We start from the raw sequence: 22363 nt of genomic DNA, 5'->3' as shown, positions 1-22363 counted from the left end.
CAGACGAACTGCTCGAGGGCGGTGACGACGCCAGTGCCGTGGCGCTGCTAAGGCCGGCAGCCAGCGCACTGCTCATGGCCAGCGGTGTACTGAAAGTGCTGCGGCTGTGGTACCAGTCGGGTTGATAGTCACGCTGCGCCGGGTCGATCAGGCCGTTGGCCAGCGCCTCACTGAAACGCGCGCTCCACTTGTCCTCCACGCCCAGGGCCATGGCGTAAGGCAGGTGCTTCTCGTACAGCGCAATGCTCATCGCCGGGGCATTGCCGGCCAGGGCCAGTGCCTCGCGTTCCGCCAGCTGCAGGTAGTCGCGATAGCCTTCCAGCTGATCGAGCAAACGCCGCCCTTCAACCGATGGCGCCGGCAGCAGGTAATAGAACAGCACCACCACCAGCACATACACGCAGAGCAGCAGCAAGGCCGGCACCGACGCCGCATCACTGAGCATCCACAAGCCAATCGGCACTGGCCAGACAAACATCAACCCCGCCAGACCCAGGCCGATTTGCTTGCCCAAACTGGGCTGATTCCAGGCCATGTACAGCACAAACAGCGACGGCACGCCAAAGCCCAGGGTGAACACCACACCGGCCAGGCCGACAGCCACATCGTCCTCGTTACGCGCGCCGGTCAGCACCATCACCAGGCAGCCAACCACCGCCCACACCAGGCCCCAGGTCCAGATGCCACGGTTATGACTGAACCAGGCCTTGCCCTGGGTTTGCAGCTGGGTTTTCAGCCCAACCACAGCATCGGCCAGGCGCGGCTCGTAGTCGCTGCCAATCTCCAGGGCGATACCTTCCTTGTTGGCCGGAAATAGGCGCTTGCGCAGGTCGCGATCACCCTCACTGAAGTCAGCCCGTTCACCCGTGCCACGTGCCAGGGTAAAACCGCCACCGTGCGGCTTGTCTTCGAGGTGCAGGTGCTTGCGGATGGCCATGTCGGTGAGCCACACACTGAACGCCCGCGCATCCTGATAAGCCCCTTTGAAGCCGCGATGCCAGAGGTAGCCGGCCTGCACCGCGCGCATGCCTTCCGGAGCTTCGAACAGTGGAATGATCAGACCTTTTTCAGGGTCACGGCCGACCCGATCCCAGGCCCGCAGATAAAAAATCACCAGGCCGACCAGCAGCAGCACGCCCAGGCACAGGCCAAGGTTATCCAGCAACACCGAACCCAGGCGCTGCATTACACCCGGCCGCGCCACCAGGCCGGCTGGCCAATCCACGGCCACCGTCAGGCCGTGGTAGGCCGGCAAGGCTTGGGTGGTGGCCAGACGCAGGGTGTCGTCACGCTGTTCGAGCACCTCATAGGCCTTGCCCTGCTCACCGCCAGCCCCGGTATAAGCGGCCACATCACCCATCCGCGCACCCGGCGGCAGCTTGACCTCGACCGAGGCCTGGAGAATCGGAAAAACCCACTGATTGCCGGTGACGTTCCAATACAGCTCATCGGTATTGAGGTGGTGCAACAGCTGGCGCTCAACCCGATAACGCAACTCGTACTGGTAGCGCCCCGGCTGCAACAGCTGGTCAGCCGAACCCAGGTAATAGCGCACCCAACTGCCGTTCTGCTCGACCCGCGCACGCTCCGGCTGGCCATTGCGACTGATCGCAAGCATGGTGATCGGACTGCTCTGCAGCAGCCCGAGGGGCAAGCTGTAGGTGACCGGCAGATCACGGTAGATACCGCGTTTGATCTGTTCCCCTTCGGCCTGCACGGTAATGCGCTCAGTCACCAGCAGGCTGGCATCCGGCTGCACCTGCAGGGTCACGGCAAAGTCTTCGATAATCTCGGCAGCAGGGGCCCATAACGGCAGCAGCCAAGCACTCAACAGCAGGCTGCGCAGCAATCCATGCATATCAGAACTCCAGTTTGGGCGACTGGGCGTCGCGCGGGTCAGCCAGACTGAAGTATTCAGCCTGAGTAAAGTTAAACGCCCGGGCCAGCAGATTGCTCGGCACCGACTCAACCAGCACATTCAGCTCGCGCACCGCGCCGTTGTAGTAACGCCGCGCCATCTGGATATGGTCTTCGACGTCAACCAGGGCCTGGTGCAAATCAATGAACTGACCATCGGCCTTGAGCGCCGGATAGTCTTCGGCCAGAACCAGAACCTGATACAGGTGCGTCGCCATCTGCGTTTCCACCGTAGCGCGCTCGCCCGGTGGTGACTCGCTCAGCTGCTCTGCACGCGCACGCTCCTGCACCAGCGCCTGCAACGTGCCCTGCTCGTGGCGCATATAGTGCCGCACACATTCGACCAACGCCGGTATCAGGCTGGCACGGCGCTTGAGCTGCACATCAATACCGCTCCAGGCCATGGCCACTCGCGCCCGGTTGAACACCAGGCGGTTGTAGTAATAAATCGCCAGCGCGGCCAGGGCCAGCAACGCCAACAGCCACGCGAATCCTGTGTCCTGCATCACCACTCCTTGAATCGCCCGCTTACATTCAGCGGCCTGCGCGCAACGGTGTATAGGCCGAATAGTGCTTACTCGAAGGCATTTAAGCTGGCAAAGCCCTGTATCGGTTAAGCAATTATGAGTTAGAAAATCGTTCATTAGCGTTAAGCAAAATGCGCTTTCAACGTTTTGGCGACTAATCTCCACCCATTACTGACGGGGGCGACCTGAACCAGGCTGCAGCCGTAAGGGATTACCTGCTCAGTAAGTCAGATAAGTCGCCTGCGTAACTAACACTGGGCATGGCCTTTAGCTATGGTTAAGGCCATGCCCCAACGTCACTGACGAGATACACACCATGAGAGGTTTGCTGCCTTTTTTCGCCTGCCTGTTGTTTACGCTGTCAGCCCAGGCGAGGGCCGAGACCTTCACCATTGGGGTTGAGTTGCAACCCTATATGCCCTATTCCGATGTGCAGAACGGCCAGTATCAGGGCTATGGCCGTGAGTTGCTGGATGCCTTTGCCGCGCACCAGGGCTATGTTTTTGTTTATCAACCGCTGCCGGTACGGCGCTTGCTCAGCGAGTTTCTCAACGGCAAGGTGGACTTCAAGTACCCCGACCACCCACGCTGGAATGCCGACCTCAAGCAGGCACATCAGGTGTATTTCAGTCAGGCAACCGCCCCCTCGATTGATGGTGTACTGGTCAAACCACAGCGCCTGGGTGCCGGAAGGGACAGCCTGAAGCGCCTGGGCACACAGCGCGGGTTTACCCCATGGCCGTACCTGGACGACATCAAAACCGGACGGATTTTGCTGATTCAGGCCAACCAGATCGACTCACTGGTGGCTATGGCACTCAATGGCCGGGTGGATGGCGTGTACCTCAACCCGCAAGTCGTGAACCACCGACTGCACAACACTCCGGAGCAAGGCTCCCTGGTATTTGACCGCACGCTGGCATATCAGGACGACCACTACCTGTTGTCGAGCATCAAACACCCACAGGTCATTGAGCAATTCGACACGTTCCTCACCAGCCAGACCACCTTGGTCCAAGCCCTGAAAGACCGCCACGGTATCAGCGATCCCCTGCAAAACCGCTGAGGACTTAAGCCAACTCTTCGCGATACACAGCCATTCCACGCGCCCGGTAGTTGGCCAGCGCGCTGGGGTGATCCAGGCTGCAGGTATGCACCCAGACCTTTTGGGTGCCCGGCCAGGCCCAGGCGGATTGCAGGGCGTGAGTCAGCAGCGGGCCACCAAAGCCCTGACCGAAGAAGGCCTCAGCCAGGCCGAAATAGAGAATCTCCACCGCCCCGTCGGCATCGCGCAGCAGCTCGTAGTAACCGGCGATGGCGCCCTGGTGATAGGCCACCCAGGTGCGGTGATGAGGCTGCTCGATCAGTTCGCGCCACTGCGCGTCGGTCCAGCTGAGTTTGTCGGTCCACTGCCAGGGCTCGCCGACCAGCTGGTAGAGAAAGCGGTTGAGCTGAAACTGCTTGAGTTGGCATTCCACCACGCTCAGCTCGGCCGGCAGCAGCTTGGCGCGGATCTGCTCGGGGTGCTGCATGTCCAGGTAATAGGTGATGGTGCTCATAACATCCTGCTTGGGGGGGCGAATTAGCAAGGTTGGGACGGGGTGTTCCGTTTAGGAGTGTAACGACAAAGCAAGGTAGGTTGGGGCGGGGCGCGTAGCCAGAGGAGCGCAGCGACCAAGCCCAACACGTCCAGCCACCACTGTTGGGCTTCGCTGCGCTCAACACCAACCTACACATGAACAAAACCCCCACTGGCAGGGCCAAATGGGGGTTCTCCTCTTTATACGCCAGGGCTTGTGGCCTTGGGAGCAGACGGTGCCTTATGCGCCGTCCGGGCCGGCCGCAGCGGCCGGGGAGCGTTGCTCACAGCTCCAGAGTTCCAACGCCGGCTGGGTCGCTTGTGGCGGGCCGAGCCATTCACTCATCGAGTGGCAACGCTGGTTGAAACACAGTTGATAATCCCCTGCCTCGGGGGTTCGCCCCACACGCAGTGGTTGCAAGGGGGGTAGCTGACGCTGGTAATGCCAGCTGCCCTCGCGCAGTTCGGCGCCGTCTGGAATTTCCATACCGGCCCCGGAACCCTTGACCCGCGCCTCGCCAAGGAGCAACCCCTCAGGCGTCACGCGGTAATCCTCTTCCCAACGAATTTTCTCAATGGTGTGGGTCCAGGCCAGGGTAAAGCTGGGCGTGGGCACTTCTGCCCACACCGCGCCCGCCAAACCCAGGCACAGGCCGATCATGCAGTGGCCAACTGAGCGCGACGAGCACGCCAGACATGCTGGACGATAAACAGCGCCGCCAGAGCGAAGCCGATCTCGTCACTCATCGGTGTGGCCAGAATCAGACTGACACCGGCGCCGAAGGCCAACGCGCGCTCCCACCAGCTCAGTTTGGCCTGCAGGTAGCCGGTAAATGCCGCCCCCCAGAGGCCGATGGCGATAAATGCCTTGAGCACCACATACAGGGTGGCCAGCAGGCTATCACCTTGCAGCATCAGCGCCGGCTCGTACACTGCCATAAACGGCACCACGAACCCGGCCACGGCAATCCGCACGGCCCACAGGCTGATCTTCAGGCCGCTCTCCTTGGCAATCGGTGCGGCTGCGAAACAGGCCAGCGCCACCGGCGGCGTGAGGTCGGCCATGATGCCGAAATAGAACACGAACATGTGTGACACGATCAGCGGCACGCCCAGCTCCAGCAACGCCGGCGCGGCAATCGAACTGGTGATGATGTAGTTGGGAATGGTCGGGATGCCCATGCCCAACACCAGGCAGGTGAGCATGGTCAGCACCAGCGAAAGGAACAGGTTGTCCTGACCGATGGCGAGGATGTAACCGGCAAAGGTCGAGGCCACCCCGGTCAGCGAGACCACACCGATAATCACCCCCACCAGGGCGCAGGCAATGCCCACCGGCACCGCATGCCGTGCACCTTCCACCAGCGCGTGCAGGCAGATCTCCAGGGTGTCGCGGCCGCCTTTGATAAACCAGCACACCGCCACCAGCAGCGCAACGACGCCAAACACCACCCCGATGCCGAGCTGGAAGAAACCGGCGCAGAGCACGCCCAGAGCAATCCAGAAGGCAAAACGCATGGCGTTGGACGACACCCGCAGGATGATCGCCGAACCGAGGATGACGATGGCGGTCAGCGCCAGGCCAACCATGCCGGAGAACAGCGGCGTGCGCCCGGAGAACAGCAGGTAGATCAGGATGAACAGCGGGATCAGCAGGTACCAGCGCTCCTTCACCGCCGTCCAGGGGTTCGGGCACTGGTCTTTCGGCAGGCCCTGCAGGTTGGCGCGCTTGGCTTCCAGATGGACCATCCAGAACACCGAGCCGAAGTACAGCAATGCCGGAATCAGCGCGGCCTTGGCCACCTCGAAGAACGGCACGTTGATCGTCTCGGCCATGATAAAGGCCACCGCGCCCATGATCGGCGGCATGATCTGGCTGCCCATCGACGCAGTGGCTTCCACGCCGCCGGCAAACGCCGGCTTGTAGCCGAAGCGCTTCATCAACGGGATGGTGAACTGGCCCGTGGTGACCACGTTGGCCACGCCCGAACCGGTAATGGTGCCCATCAGCGCCGACGACACCACCGAGACCTTGGCCGGGCCGCCGAGCTTATGGCCGAACAGGCCCATGGCGAAGTCGGTGAACAGCTTGATCATCCCAGCCTGTTCGAGGAACGCGCCGAACAGGATAAATAGGAAGATGTAGGTGGCTGATACATAGGTCGGCGTGCCGTACAGCCCCTCGGTGCCGAAGGCCAGCTGGTTGACCAGCTGATCGATGGCGTAGCCACGGTGCATCAAATCGCCCGGCAGGTACTGGCCGAACAGGCCGTAGGCCAGAAACAGCGCGCAGATGATTGGCAAGGCAATGCCCATCACCCGCCGTGCGGCTTCGAACACCAGGACGATCAGCAGCAGGCCAACCACCATGTCGCTTTGGGTCAGGTCACCGGAACGTTGAATCAGGTCGGCTTCGAAATACCACTGGTAAAACGCCGTGGCCATGCCGGCCAGGCCCAGTAGCCAAGCCAGCGGCTGCCAGGGCTGCTCTTTGCCACGGGCGGGAAAACAGAGAAACACCACCAACAGCAGAAAGCCCACATGCACCGCACGCAGAATCTGGCTGGATACCGGGTGGAAGGCCGCGGTGATGATCTGGAAGATGGAGAACAGCAGCGCGACATAGAACAGCGCTTTCGGCCAATCGCCTGGGTTGGCGGCAAGGCCTTGATTGTGGTCACTCATGGAGCAGATGCCCTCACTACAACGTTGCCAGCACAAGAGTCGCCAACAAAACCTGCCGTGGCGCGTACGCCGGTTCTATTCGCAGCTCTCGCTCATGTTCGGGAGCGGTTGGCGCTGCGCACAGCGCCAACCTACAGGGTTAACCCTTCAACAGCCTTACAGCGCACCCGCTTCCTTGTAGAAGCGCTCGGCACCCGGATGCAGCGGAATTGGCAGGCCCTTGGCGGCGCCTTCCAGCTTGATGTCCTTGGCCGCCGAGTGGGCGTTGCCCAGGCGTTCGAGGTTGTCGAACATCAGCTTGGTCATCTGGTAGGCCACTTCATCGGACACGCCGTCATGGCTGACCAGAAGGTTGGTGATGGCCACGGTCGCTACATCACTGTCCTGACCGTCATAGGTGCCGGCTGGAATCGCTGTGGCCAGGTAGGCGGCGTTGTCGATCTTCGCGGTAACCTCGGCCGGGATGGCGACGAAGGTGATCGGCAGGGTCGCGGCCAGGTCGCGAATCGCCGCCATGCCCAGGCCCGAGGACTGCAGGGTGGCATCCAGCTGACGGTTCTTGATCAGCTCGACCGACTCGGCGTACGGCAGAAACTCGACCTTGCCCATGTCTTCATAGCTCAGGCCAGCGGCCTTGAAGATGGCGCGAGCATTCAGCTCGGTGCCGGATTTCGGCGCGCCAACGGAGATGCGCTTGCCCTTCAAGTCAGCCAGGGTGGTGATGCCGGACTCCTTGCTGGCAACGATCTGGATATAGTTCGGGTAGGTGCCGGCAATCGCCCGCAGCTTTTTCAGCGGTGCTTTGAAGCCGGCGTCTTCCACGCCATTCCAGGCATCAGTGACCGAATCCCCCAAAGCAAACGCCAACTCGCCACGACCGGCTTCGAGCAGGTTGAGGTTTTCCACCGAGGCCTTGGTGGCTTGCACCGAGGTTTTCGCGCCTTCGATGCCATTGCTGTACAGCTGCGACAAGGCCACACCGATGGGGTAATACACACCGCTGGTGCCACCGGTGAGCACGTTGATGAACGTTGGGGCGGCGAGTACCGCTGTGCTCGCGGTCAAGGCGGCGGCCGCCGCAAACAGGCTGAAGCGTTTGGTCATTCGCATGGAAGAATCTCCGTCGTTGTTATGGCTTTATGCACAGGCTGACGCCACGCCGTGCGCCGACATGGCGCGGTACGCATGGCTAACGAGCAAGCAGAAAGGAGCCGAGGCTCACGCACGGATAAGCGTTGCGTACAAGAGCGGGACGGCGCGACGAACGCGCGGATAGGGCTGGGCAGTGCATGGGGATAACCTCTTGTCTTTCTTATGGGCTGCCAGGCAATCGAGTGCCTGGCTGACAAGGGCTATAGCAGGTGCCGTGCCAGCGAGAGAAAAGCCCGTGCTAGAGCCTTTACGCTGACTGTTACAAACCACATGCGGGGTTTAACCAGCGGAAATTCGCTGCTGAAATAATCCAGACAAGCGAAATTCCGCCGATTTTCCACCGGAAGATGCGACTTCGTAGGGTGAATAGCGGTCTGTTTTCATCCACCCTAGGTTCGGGCTACAGGCAACGGACTGTTAATCCTCGTCTCTGCTGCTGGCCGACCGATAGCTACTGCGCAGCAGACCATGGCGCTGCATCTTTTCGTTGAGGGTGCGGCGTGGCAACTGCAGCAACGCCATGACCTCGGTGATGTGGCCCTGGCAATGCTGCAGTGCGCGGTGCAGGCATTGCGCTTCGAAGGCTTCCATCTGCTCCGCCAGCGATTGCACGGGCAGCCCCTCGCCAGCCTCGACGCCACCACTCAAGCCCAATGCGTGCCGTTCAGCGGCGTTGATCAGCTCGCGCACGTTGCCCGGCCAGTCGTGCCTCAGCAGTTGAGTCAACTGCTGAGGCGTCAGCGCAGGCCTGTCGCGCCCATGGCGTTGCGCTGCTTGCTGAGCAAAGTGCTCGAACAGCAGCGCAATGTCCTCGCGGCGTTCGCGCAGTGGCGGAATGCGTAACGTGGCGACGTTCAGCCGGTAGTAGAGGTCTTCACGGAAACGCCCGGCCTTGACCTCATCGAGCAGGTCCGGCTTGACCGCGCTGATCACCCGCAAATCGACCTGAATGCTGCGGTTGGAACCCAGGCGCTCCAGGGTTTTCTCCTGCAGCACACGCAGCAATTTGACCTGCTGGGCCAACGGCAGGCTTTCCACCTCGTCGAGAAACAGCGTGCCGCCATCGGCGTGTTCGATGCGGCCGATACGCTTGCCCTGGGCGCCGGTAAAGGCGCCGCTTTCATGGCCGAACAGCTCACTCTCGAACAGGTGCTCGGGAATCGCCGCGCAGTTCAGCGCGACAAACGGCTTGCCGGCGCGGTTGCTGAAATCATGCAGACAACGGGCAACCCGCTCCTTGCCGCTGCCGGTGTCGCCGCGCAGAAGGATATTCACCGAGGTGCCGGCCAGTTCGAGGATCTGCCGGCGCAGGGTTTCCATCGGTTTGGAGACGCCGAGCAACTGCGCCTCGATATGGTCCTTGCGGGCGAACTGCTGGCGCAGCTGACGGTTCTCACAAACCAGGCGGCGCTTGTCCAGCGCGCGGCGCACGCTGTCGAGCAGGCGTTCGGGGGTAAAGGGCTTTTCGATAAAGTCATAAGCGCCCTGGCGCAGCGCCTGCACCGCCATCGGCACATCGCCGTGCCCGGTGATCAGAATCACCGGCAGATCGCGGTCGCGCTCCAGCACGCTGTCGAGCAGCTGCAGGCCATCGGTGCCGGGCATGCGCACATCGCTGATGAGGATGCCGGGGTAGTCACGGTCGACCAGCGCCAACGCGGCCTGCGCCGTGGTGCAACTGTGCACGCTGAAACCGGACAGTTCCAGCCACTGCTGCACCGCCTCGCGGATGGCCGCTTCATCGTCGACGACTATTACGTGCCCGGTCATATCACCTCCCCCTCTTTAAATCGGCGGGCAGTGTAGCCCGGATAAAATCCGGGAAATAACCCGCACTACGCATTCGGCGCTGCCGGCAAACGCAGGGTAAACACCGCGCCCTGCTCGCCATTGGCCGCCTCCAGACTGCCACCCAGCTCACGGACGATGCCGTAGGACACCGCCAACCCCAAGCCCAATCCGGCGCCCACCGGCTTGGTGGTGAAGAACGGCTCGAACACATGATCCAGCGCATCGGTAGCGATTCCACCACCGCTGTCGGCAATGCTCAGCACCACGTATTCGCCCTGGCGCTCGATGCGGATCTGCAACTGCCGCACGGTGCTGTCCGCCATGGCATCCAGGGCGTTGTTGAGCAGATTAAGCAGCACCTGCTCCAGGCGAATGGCATCCCCCAGCACCGGCACCTGTGAGTCGATCTCGCGATACAGCTGCACCTGTTCACTGCGCAATCGCGGGGCCAGCAATTGCAGCGCCTGCTCCAGCACATCGTTCAAACGCAGCCGCTCGCTCAGGCCTGCCGGGCTTTTGCGGGCGAAGGTTTTCAGGTGCCCGGTGAGCCCGCCAATACGTTGCAGCAGCGCGTCGATACGTTGCAGCCCTTTGCGCACATCGTCTTGCCGACCGCTGTCGAGCAACAGGCGCAGGCTGCCCAGTTGCATCTGCATGGCCGTCAGCGGTTGGTTGATTTCATGGGCCATGGCCGCCGACATCTGCCCCAGCGCGGCCATCTTCGCCGCATGCACCAGGCCTTCCTGAGCCTCGCGCAACTCGGCGGTGCGCAGCGCCACCTCACGTTCCAGGCGCTCACGAATACCAGCCTGCAGACGCTGAGTCTTGCGCCGCTGGGCCAGGTAGAGCAGCAGAAACGCCAGGGTCATCCACACCCCGGCGGCGGCCAGGCGATAGCTGCGCACGCTGTCGACCAGGGTTTTCGGCTCGTGCAGCAGGTGCAGGGTCCAGCCTTCATCGCCCAGGGCCTGGCGTTGCCAGAGGTAGTCACGCGGGCCATCCGGTCCCTCGACCCGGCGCCACTGGCTGTCGCTGTCGATCTGCCGGCGCAGCGTGCTGGCCAGCGGTTGTAGCGCCTGTTCGGCATACTTGCGCACCTCCACCAGCTCGGCGCGGGCCTGCTCGCTCAAACTGTCGAGGGCGAGAAAACGCCAGGCCGGACGGTTGCTGAGGATCACCACCGAGTAGCTATCGGCCACCAGCAGCACGCCAGGCTGGCTGGCCCATTCGCGCTGCAACTCTTCCAGCTCCAGCTTGACCACCAGCACGCCGAGCACCGTGCCGTCGTCGTCGCGCACCGCATGGGAGAGGAAATAACCAGGGATGCCGGTGGTCACGCCCACCGCAAAATAACGCCCGGAGGACTGGCGTACAGCGTCCTGAAAGTACGGGCGGAAGGCGTAGTTGTTGCCGACAAAACTGCTCCAGTCGCGCCAGTTGCTGGCCACCAGGGTTTCGCCTTTCGCGTTGAGCAGGTACAGCACATTGGAGCCGGCGGCCGTATTGAGCTGCTCCAACCGCTCGTTGAGTGTGCTGCGCAGCAAGCTGTCATCCGGCGCACGCAGCAGCGACTTGATATCGCTGTCCAGCGCCAGCACCTCGGGCACCGAGCGGAAGCGTTCGACCAGGGTGTGGATCGCCTGCGCATACAGCTGCAACTGCCCGCGCGCCTCCAGGCTGCGCTCATTCCAAGCGCGCTGCTCGGCATAACGCCCGGCCAGCCAGATGCTCGCCAGCAGGCCGAGCAAAATCAGCAGGACGATCAGGGCAACGCGGTAACGCAGCAGAAAGGCAGACATGCGCGGCTCGCAACAAGGCAGAGCCGGCATGGTAAGACAAAGCACCGCGCTGTGCAGAGCGCAGCGGCTCGACTGTTTGAACAAGCGCCAGCGGCCGCTATAGTCAGCGCTGGCTATACGGCGATTACGCCAGGGACGCATGATGAGCACTGAACAACAGGCCACCACCCCACGCTTCTGGCGCGACCCGGCGCTGCCCTTCGTCGAAACGCGCGAAGCCCTCGATGGCCGTTTGTTGTGCTACGCCAAGCATTCCCATGAGTGTTTTTCGATTGGCACCATCACCCGGGGCCGCAGCACCTACTTCAATGAAAAGGCGCGCGAACAGGTCGCGGCCGGCACGCTGGTGCTGATGAACCCGGGTGACGTGCATGCCTGCAACCCCGTGGATGGGCAGCCCTGGTCGTATCGCATGTTCTATATCGACAGCGCCTGGCTGGGCGAGCTGCAACACCAGCTGGGGTTCGGCCACAACCCGCAACTGCAGCCCTTCTCCGCCATCCTCAGCCGCGACCCTGAGCTGTTCAACGGCCTCAACCAGCTGTACGACCTGCTCAATGCCGCGTCGGTCGATCAGCTGCGCAAAGAGTGCGCCCTGATCGACTATTTCAGCACCCTGCAACAGCGCCTGGCACCCGCGCCGGCACCCGCACACGAGGACAACCCGCGCATCCGTCTGGCCGCAGAATTTATCCGCGCGCACTGCACCCAAACGCTCAAGCTGGACGCCATCTGCAGCGCCGCCGAGCTGTCGCCCTCCTACCTGATTCGCAGTTTCCGCCAGCACTACGGCATGACCCCACATGCCTACCTGCTCAACTGCCGTGTGCAAGTGGCCCAGGCCGGGCTGAAACGCGGCGAGTCGATTGCCGAGGTGGCGCTGGACGCCGGCTTTGCCGACCAGGCGCACTTGCAGCGCACCTTCAAACAACTGCTCGCCGCCACCCCCGGGCAATACCGCCGCGCCTGATCAGACCAGCAGATAAACCGCCGAGAGCACCAGCAGCAAGGCCAGGCCGCGATTGAACCGGCGCAGGTACAGCGGATTCTCCAGGTACTGGCGCAGGTAAACCCCGGCCAGCGCCCAGCAACTGATCGACAGATAACAGATCACGAAATACAGCGCCGCGAACTGCCCCACCCGCCACAGATCACCATCCGCCGCATAGGCGCCCATGCCTGCCATCGAGGCCAGCCAGGCCTTGGGGTTGAGCCACTGCATCAGCGCGCCCTTGAATAGCGACGGGCGCTGCTGCGCGGCGTTGCCACTGAGCTGCCCGTCAGCCCGGGCCAGGCCGTAGGCCATGTACAGCAAAAAGGCGACGCCAAACCAAGCCACCCCGTGCGTCAACGCCGGCCACTGCTGCAACAGCTGCTGCAAGCCCAGGCCCATGGCCAGCAACAACGCGGTAAAGCCGAATGTCGCCCCGGTGACATGGCGCATGCTGCTACGCAGCCCATGGCTCGCGCCGGCGCTGAGGGCCAGGAGATTGACCGGGCCGGGAGAGATCGAAGCCGCGAGGGCAAAACCCGCCATGGAGTAAAACAACGTATTCATCACACACCTGTCAGCACAACCCAAGGAGAGGCCAGGCTGACAGGCACACGGCGCAGGGTATTGAAGGAAAATGCCCTGTCCGGGTATGTGCCGACAGGGCAGAGATCATCACGGCTGGGCGTGATCCGCCCGCTGCAACAGCCCGTCCGTTAGCCACTGGCGCAACCAGCTCACCGCCTGCGCCGGTGCCTGCTCACCGAGGTGCGCCAGCTCGCCGCACAGCTCAGCGAAGCTCCAGCCGTGCACGACCATGCCCTGCAATGCCGCCGCTTCATCGGCCGCCAGGCTGCGGTAGCGGGTGATCAGCTGATCACGCCAGACCACACAGGTCTCAGTCGCAACCAGTGGCTGGCTGCCAGGGAAGTCACCCGGCTCCTTGCACGCACGCCAGATCGCCAGGCAGTTATGCCGGCACGCCAGCCACTGCACGCTCGGTAACAAACGCACCTGCAGGGTCGGCCAATCTTCGCCCGGCAGTTCGGCCATCTGCGCCAGGCTCAGGGGCTGGCCATCTGGCGCATCAAAGGCCAGGGTAAAGGCCCATTCCAGCCGCGCCAGTTCGCTGAGCGGCGCGGCCTGTGCGGGAATCAGGTAGCCGTCGATAAAGTCCGCCAGCTGCGCGCCGAGCCAGCGCAGGCTGAAATGCTGCGAGGGATGCGCGTCGAGATAGGCCAGGGCCAGGGCATCGAATTCCTCATCACCGAGCCAGCCATGCACCGCCGGATAGTCACCGCGCAAGGCTTCCAGTAGGCGCGCACGGTAGGCGTTGTGGTAAATCGCCAGGCCCTGTTTGGCACTCAGCGCCGCGCTGCCCAACAAGCTGGCCTGCAGCGCCGGGTTGGGCTGGGCAACGGGGTTGAGCAGGTAGGCCTGTACCTGCGCCTGCCAGTCACTCAGGCGCATTGCGCTGTACCTTGCAGCGCTTCGGCGGCAAACCGGCGCGCCGTGTTCAGCTCGTCGAGCAACACATCCAGGTCGGGAAAATGATCGTCGCGCTCCAGCAGCGTGGACACCGGCCCGAGGTGCTGCAGGGTGCGTTGATAAAGCTGCCAGACCGGATCGCTGACTGGCTGATCATGGGTGTCGATCAGGTAGCTGCCGTAGTCGCTGTGGCCGGCCAGGTGCAGCTGACGGATGCGCTGCTTGGGCAGGCTGCTGATAAAGGTCCAGGCATCAAAGCCATGGTTGCGTGCGCTGACGTAGACGTTGTTGACGTCCAGCAACAGCTCGCAGCCGCTCAATTCGCTGAGTGCAGCGAGGAACTGCCATTCGCTGAACTGATCATCGGCGCAGCGCAGGTAGCTGGAGACGTTTTCCAGCACCAGCGGCCGCTCGATCACGTCCTGCACCTGGCGCACCCGCGCGGCCACATGCTGCAGGCTCTCCTCGGTATAAGGCAGCGGCAGCAGGTCGTGCAGCTGGTGAGCATTGCCCCGGCTCCAGCACAGGTGATCGGAGATCCACGCCGGCTGTACCCGCGCGGCCAGGTGTTTGAGCCGCCGCAGGTAGTCGCGGTCCAGCTCATGCGGGCCGCCAATCGACAGCGACACACCATGCATCACCAGGGGGTACTGCTCGCCGATGGCATCGAGAAAGTAGAGGGCCTTGCCGCCCGCTACCAGGTAATTTTCCGAGACAATCTCGAACCAGTCGATCGCCGGCTGCTGTTCGAGAATGGCTTGGTAATAGGTGCTGCGCAGGCCCAGGCCGAAACCCAGATTGCCGTGTTGAGCATTCATCGCTGACTCCTTGCCAGGTGATGCGGGGCAACCGCACGGCGGCCGCCCCGGCTCACTTACTCGCCGACAGTACCGCCTGCCGCATCGCACTCGGCCTGGGTCATAGCCTTGAAGCCGTGGCCCTTGCAGACCGCCTGGCCTTTGCAGCCGTTCTCGGCGGTCTTGCAGTCATTCTGGCCTTTGCAGGACGTGACGCCATAGCAGTGCACCTTGGCTTCTTCAGCCGCAACGACAGTGCCGGACATGCCGGCGAACAGGGCAGCAGCAGCGAAGGCAATGGCGGCACCAGTAGCAGCGGTGGATTTCATGGTCATGTGCGTATCCTCGGGTGATCTGGGTGAGCCGGACGAAAGGGGTTTTGCGTGCCGGCATTCAACTAGAGCAACGAGACGAACAGGCGTTACAGCAGCGCTGAAAAAAATTTAAGAGGCCTGCTTTATCGACGTGCTGGAGCACTGCTGAGCTGCACATGCCTGGCATTGATCATGCGCATGGTGACCTACACGAGATACACCTAAACTGCGCCGACTGGGCTGAAGCCCACCCCCGATATTCACCACTGACGTTAGGGATAGCCATCTTGAGTCTTCGCCCTCTGCTTCTGCTGTGCTTGCCTGCCAGCCTGTTGCTGACTGCCTGTGATCAGCCCAGCCCACCTCAAGAGCCGGCACCGCGCCTGGTCAAACTGTTCACCGTGGACGACCCCGCCGGCCAGCGCCTGCGTGAATTTCCGGCTCGGCTAAAAGCCACCAACGAGGCCGAACTGTCGTTCCGCATCGCCGGGCAGTTAAAGACCCTCAACGTGCTGCAAGGCCAGCAGGTGAAACGCGGCCAGCTGATCGCCAGCATCGAAGACACCGACCAGCGCCTGCGCATGCGTGACCGTCAGGCCAGCTATGATCTGGCCAATGCGCAGTTCCAGCGCATCGCCAAACTCTATGAGCGGCAGATGATTTCGCGCGCCGAGTACGATCAGCGCAAAGCCACCCTGGATTCGGCGCGGGCAGCGCTCAACCTGGCGCGGCAAGAGCAGGACTACACGCAAATCCTCGCGCCTTTTGATGGCGTGGTGGCCAGCACCTATGTGGATAACCACCAGGTGGTGCAGGCCAAACAGCCCATCGCCAAGCTGCAGAGCGGCGACATGCTGGACGTGCTGTTCCAGTTGCCGGAAAACCTGCTGACCAACCTGCGTAGCCGCGAAGAAAATCCCGATTACCACCCCAGCGTGACCCTCGACAGCCTGCCAGGCCGTGAGTTTGCGGCGGTGTACAAAGAACACAGCACCCAGCCGGACCCGAAAACCCTGACCTATCAGGTCACCCTGTCGATCCCCCGCCCGCCGGAACTCAACCTGCTGCCGGGCATGAGCGCCACCGTTAAAGTCGACTTCGCGCAAATTGTGCGCAACCCCGATACCCGTATTTTGGTTCCTGTCGAGGCGGTGTTCAGTGCCGACAACGGGCCAGCGACCGCCAAGCAGGTATGGGTGGTGAATGACACCAAGGCGGGGCTGCGCCTTAGCGCGCGGGCCGTGGAGGTCGGTCAGCTGACCCGTAATGGCATCGAAGTGTTGAGCGGGTTGACGCCCGGTGAACAGATTGTTGCCGTTGGCGGCGCTGAGCTGGAAGAAGGCCAGGCGGTTCGTCCCTGGGTACGCGAGCGGGGACTGTAAATGGATATCGCCGGTTATTTTATCCAGCGTCGGGTCACCAGCTGGTTGGTCACGCTGGTCTTGGGCATTGGCGGTTTGATGGCCTTTGTCGGCATCGGCCGTCTGGAAGACCCTTCCTTCACCCTGAAAAACGCCATGGTCATCACCAGCTACCCCGGCGCCTCGCCGCAGCAGGTGGAAGAGGAAGTCAGCTACCCGCTGGAAAACGCCATCCAGCAGCTGCCCTCGATCAAAAAAATCACCTCAATCTCCAGCGCCGGGCTCTCACAAATCAGCCTGGAATTGCACAGCCAGACCAAAGCTGAAGAAATCCCCCAAATCTGGGATGAGCTGCGGCGCAAGATCAACGACCTGCAACCCAGCCTGCCACCGGGGGTCAACCCACCGCAGGTACGCGACGATTTCAGTGATGTCTTCGGCTTCTTCCTGCTGGTCACCGGCAAGGGCTACAGCGCCCAGGAGTTGCGTGACTTTGCCGACTACCTGCGGCGTGAACTGGTGCTGCTGCCGGGTGTGGGTAAGGTGACACTGGCTGGTGCGCGCCAGGAACAGGTGCAGGTGGAAATCTCCCGCAGCAAGATGAGTGCACTGGGCATCGCACCGCAGCGCCTGGCGCAGGTATTGAGCCAGCAAAACGTGGTGTCCAATGCCGGGCGGATTCTGGTCGGTAGTGAATCTATCCGCCTGCACCCCACCGGAGAATTTCAGGATGTGCGCGAGCTGGAACGGCTGATCATCAGCGACCCCGGCAGCTCACAGCAGGTCACCCTGGGCGACATTGCCCAAGTCAGCCGTGGCTTCAGTGAAACCCCGGGCAACCTGTACCGCATGAATGGCCAGGACGCACTGACTCTGGGGGTTTCCTTTGCGCCCAAAGTCAACGTGGTCGATGTCGGTGCGGCAGTGAATGCGCGCCTGGCCGAGTTGGACAACCATCGCCCGGCCGGCATGCAGCTGCAGGTGTTTTACGATCAGGCCGCCGAGGTTGAGTCGTCGGTGCAGGGCTTCGTGATCAACTTCATCGCCTCTGTGGTCATTGTGATTGTCGTGCTGCTGGTGTTCATGGGCATGCGCAGCGGCCTGCTGATCGGCCTGATCCTGGCCCTTACCGTGCTCGGCAGCTTTATCTTCATGCGCCTGCTGGGGATTGAACTGCAACGTATCTCCCTTGGCGCGTTGGTGATCGCCCTCGGCATGCTGGTGGACAACGCCATTGTCGTGGTCGAAGGCATTCTGGTTGGCCGTCAACGCGGGCAAACCACGCTGCAAGCCGCGCGGGCCATCGTCAAACAGACCAACCTGCCGCTGCTCGGGGCCACCCTGATTGCGATCATCGCCTTCGCCCCCATCGGCCTGTCCGATGACTCCACGGGTGAGTTCTGCCTGTCGCTGTTCCAGGTGCTGATGATTTCCCTGCTGCTCAGCTGGGTCACGGCCATCACCCTGACGCCGTTCTTCGCCAGCCTGTTCTTCCGTGACAACCAGACACTGACCGGCCAGAGCCAGGGCGACCCTTACGGCGGGGTGATTTTCAGCGCCTACCGCGCCCTGCTCGACGTCGCCCTGCACCACCGTCGCCTGACGCTGGGCCTGCTGAGCGTGCTGCTGGTGGTGGCCATTGCCGGTTTCGGCAGCGTACGGCAGAGCTTCTTCCCGCCGTCCAACACGCCGATGTTCTTTATCGACCTGTGGCTGCCGCAGGGCACGGACATCCGCTACACCGAGCAATTGGTGGCCGAGTTGGACCAGCATGTGTTGGAGCAGGAAGGTGTGACCGCCGTCAGCAGCACCATCGGCCAGGGCGCGCTGCGCTTTATCCTCACCTACGCACCGCAGAAGCAATACCCCAACTATGCCCAGTTGCTGGTACGTACCGATGAGCTGGCGCGCATCGAACCGCTGATCAACCAGCTTGAACAGCATGTGGCTGAGCAATACCCGCAGATCAAACCCAAGTTCAAGCAACTGATGCTTGGCCCCGGCAACGACAGCAAGATCGAAGCGCGCTTCAGCGGCCCCGACCCCGAGGTGCTGCGCCAGCTGGGCAGTGAAGCCATCCGCCGCATACGCCAAGACCCGGTCGCCAACGCCGTTACGCACGACTGGCACGAGCGCACCAAGCTGATCCGTCCGCAATTTGCCGAGGCCCGCGCACGCGAGCTGGGGGTGGATAAAAGCGAGCTGGATGACCTGCTGCGCATGAGCTTCTCGGGCATGAATGTGGGCCTGTACCGCGAAGGCACGCAGCTGTTGCCGATCATCGCGCGTACGCCGGACAACGAGCGCCTGAATGCCGACAGCCTCAACGACCTGCAAGTGTGGAGCAACACCAGCGGCGGTTACCTGCCGATTGAGCAGGTGCTGCTGGGCTTTACCACCGAATGGGAAGACCCGCTGATCATGCGTTTGAACCGCAAACGCACCCTCACGGTACAGGCCGACCCGGCGCTGCTCAGTGGCGAAACCGCTGCCCAGCTTTTCCAGCGCATCAAACCTGAGGTCGAAGCCATTCCATTACCAGAGGGCTACAGCCTGGAATGGGGCGGCGAATACGAAAGCTCCCGCGACGCTCAAGGCGCGGTATTTGGCAGCCTGCCACTGGGCTTTCTGGCGATGTTTATGATCACCATTTTGCTGTTTGACTCGTTCAAGCGCGCCACGGTGATCTGGCTGACGGTGCCCTTGGCGATGATCGGCGTGACCCTGGGCTTTTTAATCACCGGCATTCCCTTTGGCTTTATGGCCTTGTTGGGCCTGCTCAGCCTAAGCGGCATGCTGGTGAAGAACGGCATTGTCCTGGTCGATGAAATCCAGCTGCAACTAGCCAGCGGCAAGGATGCCCTGCAAGCGGTTGAAGAAGCCTCCATCAGCCGCGTGCGCCCGGTGTCCATGGCCGCCCTGACCACGATTCTGGGCATGAGCCCGCTGCTCGCCGATGCCTTCTTCCAGAGCATGGCCGTGGTGATCATGTTCGGCCTGGGCTTCGCCACCCTGCTGACCCTGGTGGTGCTGCCGGTGCTGTATTGCCTGTTCTACGGGATCAAGGTGCAGAACACAGCGGCCGCCTGAGACGCTTGGGCGATTACATGGCTAAGGTGGACAAGGCGCAGCCTGTCCACCCAGGCTCAGCGCCGACGCAGTAAAAGCACGAAAAACACCCCGCCAATCGCCGCCGTGGCGATGCCGATGGGCAGGTCCTGCGGGGCCAGCAGGGTGCGCGCGGCGACATCCACCCAGACCAGAAACAGCGCGCCAAGCAGCGCACTGACCGGCAGCAGGCGACGATGCTCAGCGCCCACCAGAAAGCGCGCCACATGCGGCAGGATCAGCCCGACGAAACCGATGGCACCGCTCAGCGACACCAGCACCCCGGTCAGCAGCGAAGCGCAGACAAACACCAGCAAACGCACCCGGCGTGGTTCCAGCCCCAGGCTGATCGCGCTGTGTTCACCGGCCATCAGCGCATTCAGCGCCCGCGCCAGACCGAGCAACAGCAGCAAGGCCAGCATCAAGCACAACGCCGGCAGCCAGAGCAGTTCCCAGCGCGCCAGACCAAGGCCGCCGAGCATCCAGAAGATCACCGAACTGGCGGCATGGTGATCACCGAGAAACAGCAGCAGGTTGCTTGCCGCCATCATCACAAACGACACCGCCACCCCGGCCAGCAGCAGGCGGTCGCTCTCCAACCGGCCACCGCGACTGGCAATCGCCAGCACCAGCAGCATGCTCACCAGCGCGCCGACAAAGGCCGCCAGCGGCAGGCTGAGCAGGCCGATAAATTCCCCCAGGTACAGCACCACAATCACCGCACCGAACGCCGCACCGGAACTGACCCCAAGCAGATGTGGATCGGCCAGCGGGTTGCGCGTCACCGCCTGCAGCGCCGTGCCGACCAGCGCCAGCCCGGCCCCCACCAGCGCACCGAGCACCACCCGTGGCGCACGGATCAGCCAGACGATGCTGTCCTGAGCGCTGCTCACCGCCTGCGCCGGCTGCAGGTCGAACAGGCGCTGACCCAAAATCTCCAGCACACGCGGCAAGGGCACTGGCGCGGCGCCAAAGCCCAATGACGCCGCGCAGGACAGGCCCAGCGCCAAGGCCAGCACCAGCAGCAACAAACGGTAAGCGTGCGGGCTGCGAATCATCGGGCAAAGGCCTGCGGGTGCAGCGCCGCGGCCAGGGTTTCGATGGCGGCGGCGTTTTCCAGGCTCGGCGTCACCGCCAGGTACGGCAGCACCACAAAGCGCTGTTCACGGATCGCCGTCAGCCCCTGCAAGGCCGGATGCTGTAGGAGGAAATCACGCTTCTGCGCCGCGCTGCGCTCGCCGTAATCGACGATCAGAATCACCTCGGGGTCGCTGCTGATTACCGCTTCCCAGCCGACGCGCACCCAGCTCGCGGCCAGCCCGTCCATCACATTGCGCCCCCCCGCCGCCTCGATCAAAGCCTGGGGCATGGCCAAACGGCCGGCGGTAAACGGGCTTTCCTCGCCGCTGTCGTAGAGAAATACCCGTGGCGCCGGACCGCTGTCGGCCAGGCGGCCACGCACCGCCGCCACCCGTTGCTGCATGCCCAGCACCAGCGCCTCGGCGCGCGGCTCTACGGCAAAGATGCGGCCGAGGTTGTGCAGGTCGGTGTAGACATCCTCCAGGCTGGCTACCCGGCGTGGCATGACATGAGCGCAGGACTCGCTCAGCTCGTACACCGGGATGCCGAACCGCGCCAGGCTGGCCGGGGTGACTTCACCGCCGACGCGCATGCCGTAGTTCCAGCCGGCGAAGAAGAAATCCGCCTCGGCGTTGAGCAGGTTTTCCAGTGACGGGTGCCGCGCCGCGAGCTCGGGCAAATCGGCCAGCTGCGCCATCAGCGCGGGGTTGGGGGTTTTCCAGGCGCTGATGCCGCTGTAGCCGACCATCCGCGATTTCAGCCCGAGGGCCAGCAGCATGCCGGTCAGGTTGATGTCCTGACTGACGGCGCGCTGCGGCGGCTGCTCGATGGTCAGCTGACGGTCGCAGCTGGTGACGGTAACGGCCTGGGCGGGCAGGGTCGCGCCCAGCAACGGCAGGCACAGGGCGTAAGGCAGAAAACGCTTCATGGATTGATCCAGGTAATACGCGGGTGCCCCGCGAGGGGATGACGGTCGACCAGCGCCTGCACGCCATACACCTCGGCCAGCAGCGCTTCCGTCAGCACCTCAGCCGGGGTGCCGCTGGCCACCACGCGGCCGTGGTCGAGCACATACAGGCGGTCGCAGAAGGCCGCCGCCAAATTGAGGTCGTGGAAGCTGGCCAGGGTTGCCAGGCCGAGGGTTTTGATCAGCCGCAACAGTTCCAGCTGATAACGCGGATCAAGGTGGTTGGTCGGCTCGTCGAGGATCAGCAGCGTCGGCTGCTGCACCAGGGCGCGGGCCAGTAGCACGCGCTGCTTCTCGCCGCCGGAGAGATGAGCGAAGGCCTGGCACTTGTGCTCAGTCAAACCGACCCGCGCCAGGGCCTGCTCGACCAGAGCGTGATCGGCCTGATCATCACCATCGAACAGGCCCTTGTGCGGCGTGCGGCCCATGGCGGCGACTTCGGCCACGGTGAGGCCGAAGTCCTGGGGAAACTCCTGCAACACCACCGCCACCCGCTGCGCGCACCAGCGCGGCGAGCGGCTCCACAGCGCTTCGCCGTCCAGCTCGACCGAGCCTTGATCGGGCCGCTGAAAGCGGTAGGCGCAGCGCAGCAGGCTGGTCTTGCCGCTGCCATTGGGGCCGAGCAGGCCGACCAGCTGACCGTCGCCCACCGCCAGCTCGATGCCGTCGAGCAAGGCCTGCTCACCGTTGGGCGACCAGGCCAGCTCGCTGATCTGCAAGCGCGCCATCAGAAACGGTAATCGGCAGTGACGAACAACGAACGCGGTGCGCCCAGGTACCACTGCTGGCCATCGCTGCTGCCGCTGG

At 62.9% G+C, this 22363-nt stretch carries 20 protein-coding genes; 4 read left to right on the top strand and 16 right to left on the bottom strand.

Going from position 1 to position 22363, the window contains the following annotated elements; genetic code table 11:
• Together DBR00_RS20460 and DBR00_RS20455 are read right to left on the bottom strand one after the other, a co-directional pair.
• Positions 1 to 1858, bottom strand: a 1858-nt coding sequence (locus DBR00_RS20460; RefSeq protein ID WP_108538109.1) for a DUF2207 domain-containing protein, incomplete at its 3' end; no start/stop codon positions are given.
• 1 nt (position 1859) lies between these two features.
• The gene (locus DBR00_RS20455) at positions 1860 to 2423 is read right to left on the bottom strand and encodes a LemA family protein (protein WP_108488836.1); all 564 of its coding nucleotides are present in this window, start codon (positions 2421 to 2423) and stop codon (positions 1860 to 1862) included.
• A gap of 337 nt (positions 2424 to 2760) precedes the next feature.
• On the opposite strand from DBR00_RS20455, the gene DBR00_RS20450 reads away from it, so the two are divergent.
• The gene (locus DBR00_RS20450) at positions 2761 to 3510 is read left to right on the top strand and encodes an ABC transporter substrate-binding protein (protein WP_108488837.1); all 750 of its coding nucleotides are present in this window, start codon (positions 2761 to 2763) and stop codon (positions 3508 to 3510) included.
• A gap of 4 nt (positions 3511 to 3514) precedes the next feature.
• Here DBR00_RS20450 and DBR00_RS20445 read toward each other — a convergent pair whose 3' ends face one another.
• The 6 genes from DBR00_RS20445 to DBR00_RS20420 all read right to left on the bottom strand — a co-directional run bounded on the left by DBR00_RS20445 (position 3515) and on the right by DBR00_RS20420 (position 11450).
• On the bottom strand, positions 3515 to 4003 hold the full coding sequence (locus tag DBR00_RS20445) for a GNAT family N-acetyltransferase (RefSeq protein ID WP_108488838.1): 489 nt from the start codon (positions 4001 to 4003) through the stop codon (positions 3515 to 3517).
• A 261-nt stretch (positions 4004 to 4264) separates the two neighbouring features.
• The gene (locus DBR00_RS20440; protein WP_108488839.1) at positions 4265 to 4684 is read right to left on the bottom strand and encodes a DUF1850 domain-containing protein; all 420 of its coding nucleotides are present in this window, start codon (positions 4682 to 4684) and stop codon (positions 4265 to 4267) included.
• Entirely contained in the window at positions 4681 to 6708 is a 2028-nt protein-coding gene (locus DBR00_RS20435; protein WP_108488840.1) for a TRAP transporter permease, read from the bottom strand. Before DBR00_RS20435 ends, DBR00_RS20440 begins: the two co-directional genes overlap by 4 nt.
• A 156-nt stretch (positions 6709 to 6864) precedes the next feature.
• Positions 6865 to 7818 (bottom strand): TAXI family TRAP transporter solute-binding subunit, encoded by a 954-nt coding sequence (locus DBR00_RS20430; RefSeq protein WP_108488841.1) that lies wholly within the window; start codon positions 7816 to 7818, stop codon positions 6865 to 6867.
• A gap of 459 nt (positions 7819 to 8277) precedes the next feature.
• The gene (locus tag DBR00_RS20425) at positions 8278 to 9630 is read right to left on the bottom strand and encodes a sigma-54 dependent transcriptional regulator (protein ID WP_108488842.1); all 1353 of its coding nucleotides are present in this window, start codon (positions 9628 to 9630) and stop codon (positions 8278 to 8280) included.
• A gap of 65 nt (positions 9631 to 9695) precedes the next feature.
• Complete coding sequence (locus DBR00_RS20420; protein ID WP_108488853.1) at positions 9696 to 11450, bottom strand: ATP-binding protein; 1755 nt, start codon at positions 11448 to 11450, stop codon at positions 9696 to 9698.
• 142 nt (positions 11451 to 11592) lie between these two features.
• Here DBR00_RS20420 and DBR00_RS20415 point away from each other — a divergent pair, with 142 nt between their 5' ends.
• The gene (locus DBR00_RS20415) at positions 11593 to 12420 is read left to right on the top strand and encodes an AraC family transcriptional regulator (protein ID WP_256583097.1); all 828 of its coding nucleotides are present in this window, start codon (positions 11593 to 11595) and stop codon (positions 12418 to 12420) included.
• Here DBR00_RS20415 and DBR00_RS20410 read toward each other — a convergent pair whose 3' ends face one another.
• The 4 genes from DBR00_RS20410 to DBR00_RS20395 all read right to left on the bottom strand — a co-directional run bounded on the left by DBR00_RS20410 (position 12421) and on the right by DBR00_RS20395 (position 15061).
• Positions 12421 to 13008 (bottom strand): LysE family translocator, encoded by a 588-nt coding sequence (locus DBR00_RS20410; protein WP_108488844.1) that lies wholly within the window; start codon positions 13006 to 13008, stop codon positions 12421 to 12423.
• A gap of 108 nt (positions 13009 to 13116) precedes the next feature.
• Complete coding sequence (locus DBR00_RS20405; protein WP_108488845.1) at positions 13117 to 13911, bottom strand: DUF2063 domain-containing protein; 795 nt, start codon at positions 13909 to 13911, stop codon at positions 13117 to 13119.
• Positions 13902 to 14747: a DUF692 domain-containing protein gene (locus DBR00_RS20400; protein ID WP_108488846.1), complete on the bottom strand. Its 846-nt coding sequence runs from the start codon at positions 14745 to 14747 to the stop codon at positions 13902 to 13904. Before DBR00_RS20400 ends, DBR00_RS20405 begins: the two co-directional genes overlap by 10 nt.
• A gap of 56 nt (positions 14748 to 14803) precedes the next feature.
• A complete protein-coding gene (locus tag DBR00_RS20395; protein ID WP_108488847.1) occupies positions 14804 to 15061 on the bottom strand; it encodes a hypothetical protein in 258 nt (85 codons plus the stop codon).
• Between the two features lie 266 nt (positions 15062 to 15327).
• Here DBR00_RS20395 and DBR00_RS20390 point away from each other — a divergent pair, with 266 nt between their 5' ends.
• Both DBR00_RS20390 and DBR00_RS20385 read left to right on the top strand, forming a co-directional pair.
• The gene (locus DBR00_RS20390; protein WP_108488848.1) at positions 15328 to 16422 is read left to right on the top strand and encodes an efflux RND transporter periplasmic adaptor subunit; all 1095 of its coding nucleotides are present in this window, start codon (positions 15328 to 15330) and stop codon (positions 16420 to 16422) included.
• Positions 16423 to 19491: an efflux RND transporter permease subunit gene (locus DBR00_RS20385; protein ID WP_108488849.1), complete on the top strand. Its 3069-nt coding sequence runs from the start codon at positions 16423 to 16425 to the stop codon at positions 19489 to 19491.
• Positions 19492 to 19547: 56 nt separating this feature from the next.
• Here the strand turns inward: DBR00_RS20385 and DBR00_RS20380 are convergent, their stop codons facing one another.
• From DBR00_RS20380 to DBR00_RS21250, 4 genes are all read right to left on the bottom strand, one after another.
• A complete protein-coding gene (locus DBR00_RS20380) occupies positions 19548 to 20567 on the bottom strand; it encodes an iron ABC transporter permease (RefSeq protein ID WP_108488850.1) in 1020 nt (339 codons plus the stop codon).
• Entirely contained in the window at positions 20564 to 21517 is a 954-nt protein-coding gene (locus tag DBR00_RS20375) for an ABC transporter substrate-binding protein (RefSeq protein WP_108488851.1), read from the bottom strand. Before DBR00_RS20375 ends, DBR00_RS20380 begins: the two co-directional genes overlap by 4 nt.
• The gene (locus DBR00_RS20370) at positions 21514 to 22284 is read right to left on the bottom strand and encodes an ABC transporter ATP-binding protein (RefSeq protein WP_108488852.1); all 771 of its coding nucleotides are present in this window, start codon (positions 22282 to 22284) and stop codon (positions 21514 to 21516) included. The genes DBR00_RS20375 and DBR00_RS20370 overlap by 4 nt, the downstream gene beginning before the upstream one ends.
• On the bottom strand, positions 22284 to 22363 hold an 80-nt coding region (locus DBR00_RS21250; RefSeq protein ID WP_256583106.1), incomplete at its 5' end, for a hypothetical protein. The genes DBR00_RS20370 and DBR00_RS21250, both read right to left, overlap by 1 nt.

It is taken from the genome of Pseudomonas sp. HMWF032 (genome assembly GCF_003060885.1).
GTDB lineage: Bacteria > Pseudomonadota > Gammaproteobacteria > Pseudomonadales > Pseudomonadaceae > Aquipseudomonas.
This window is presented reverse-complemented; position numbering and strand designations above follow the sequence as displayed.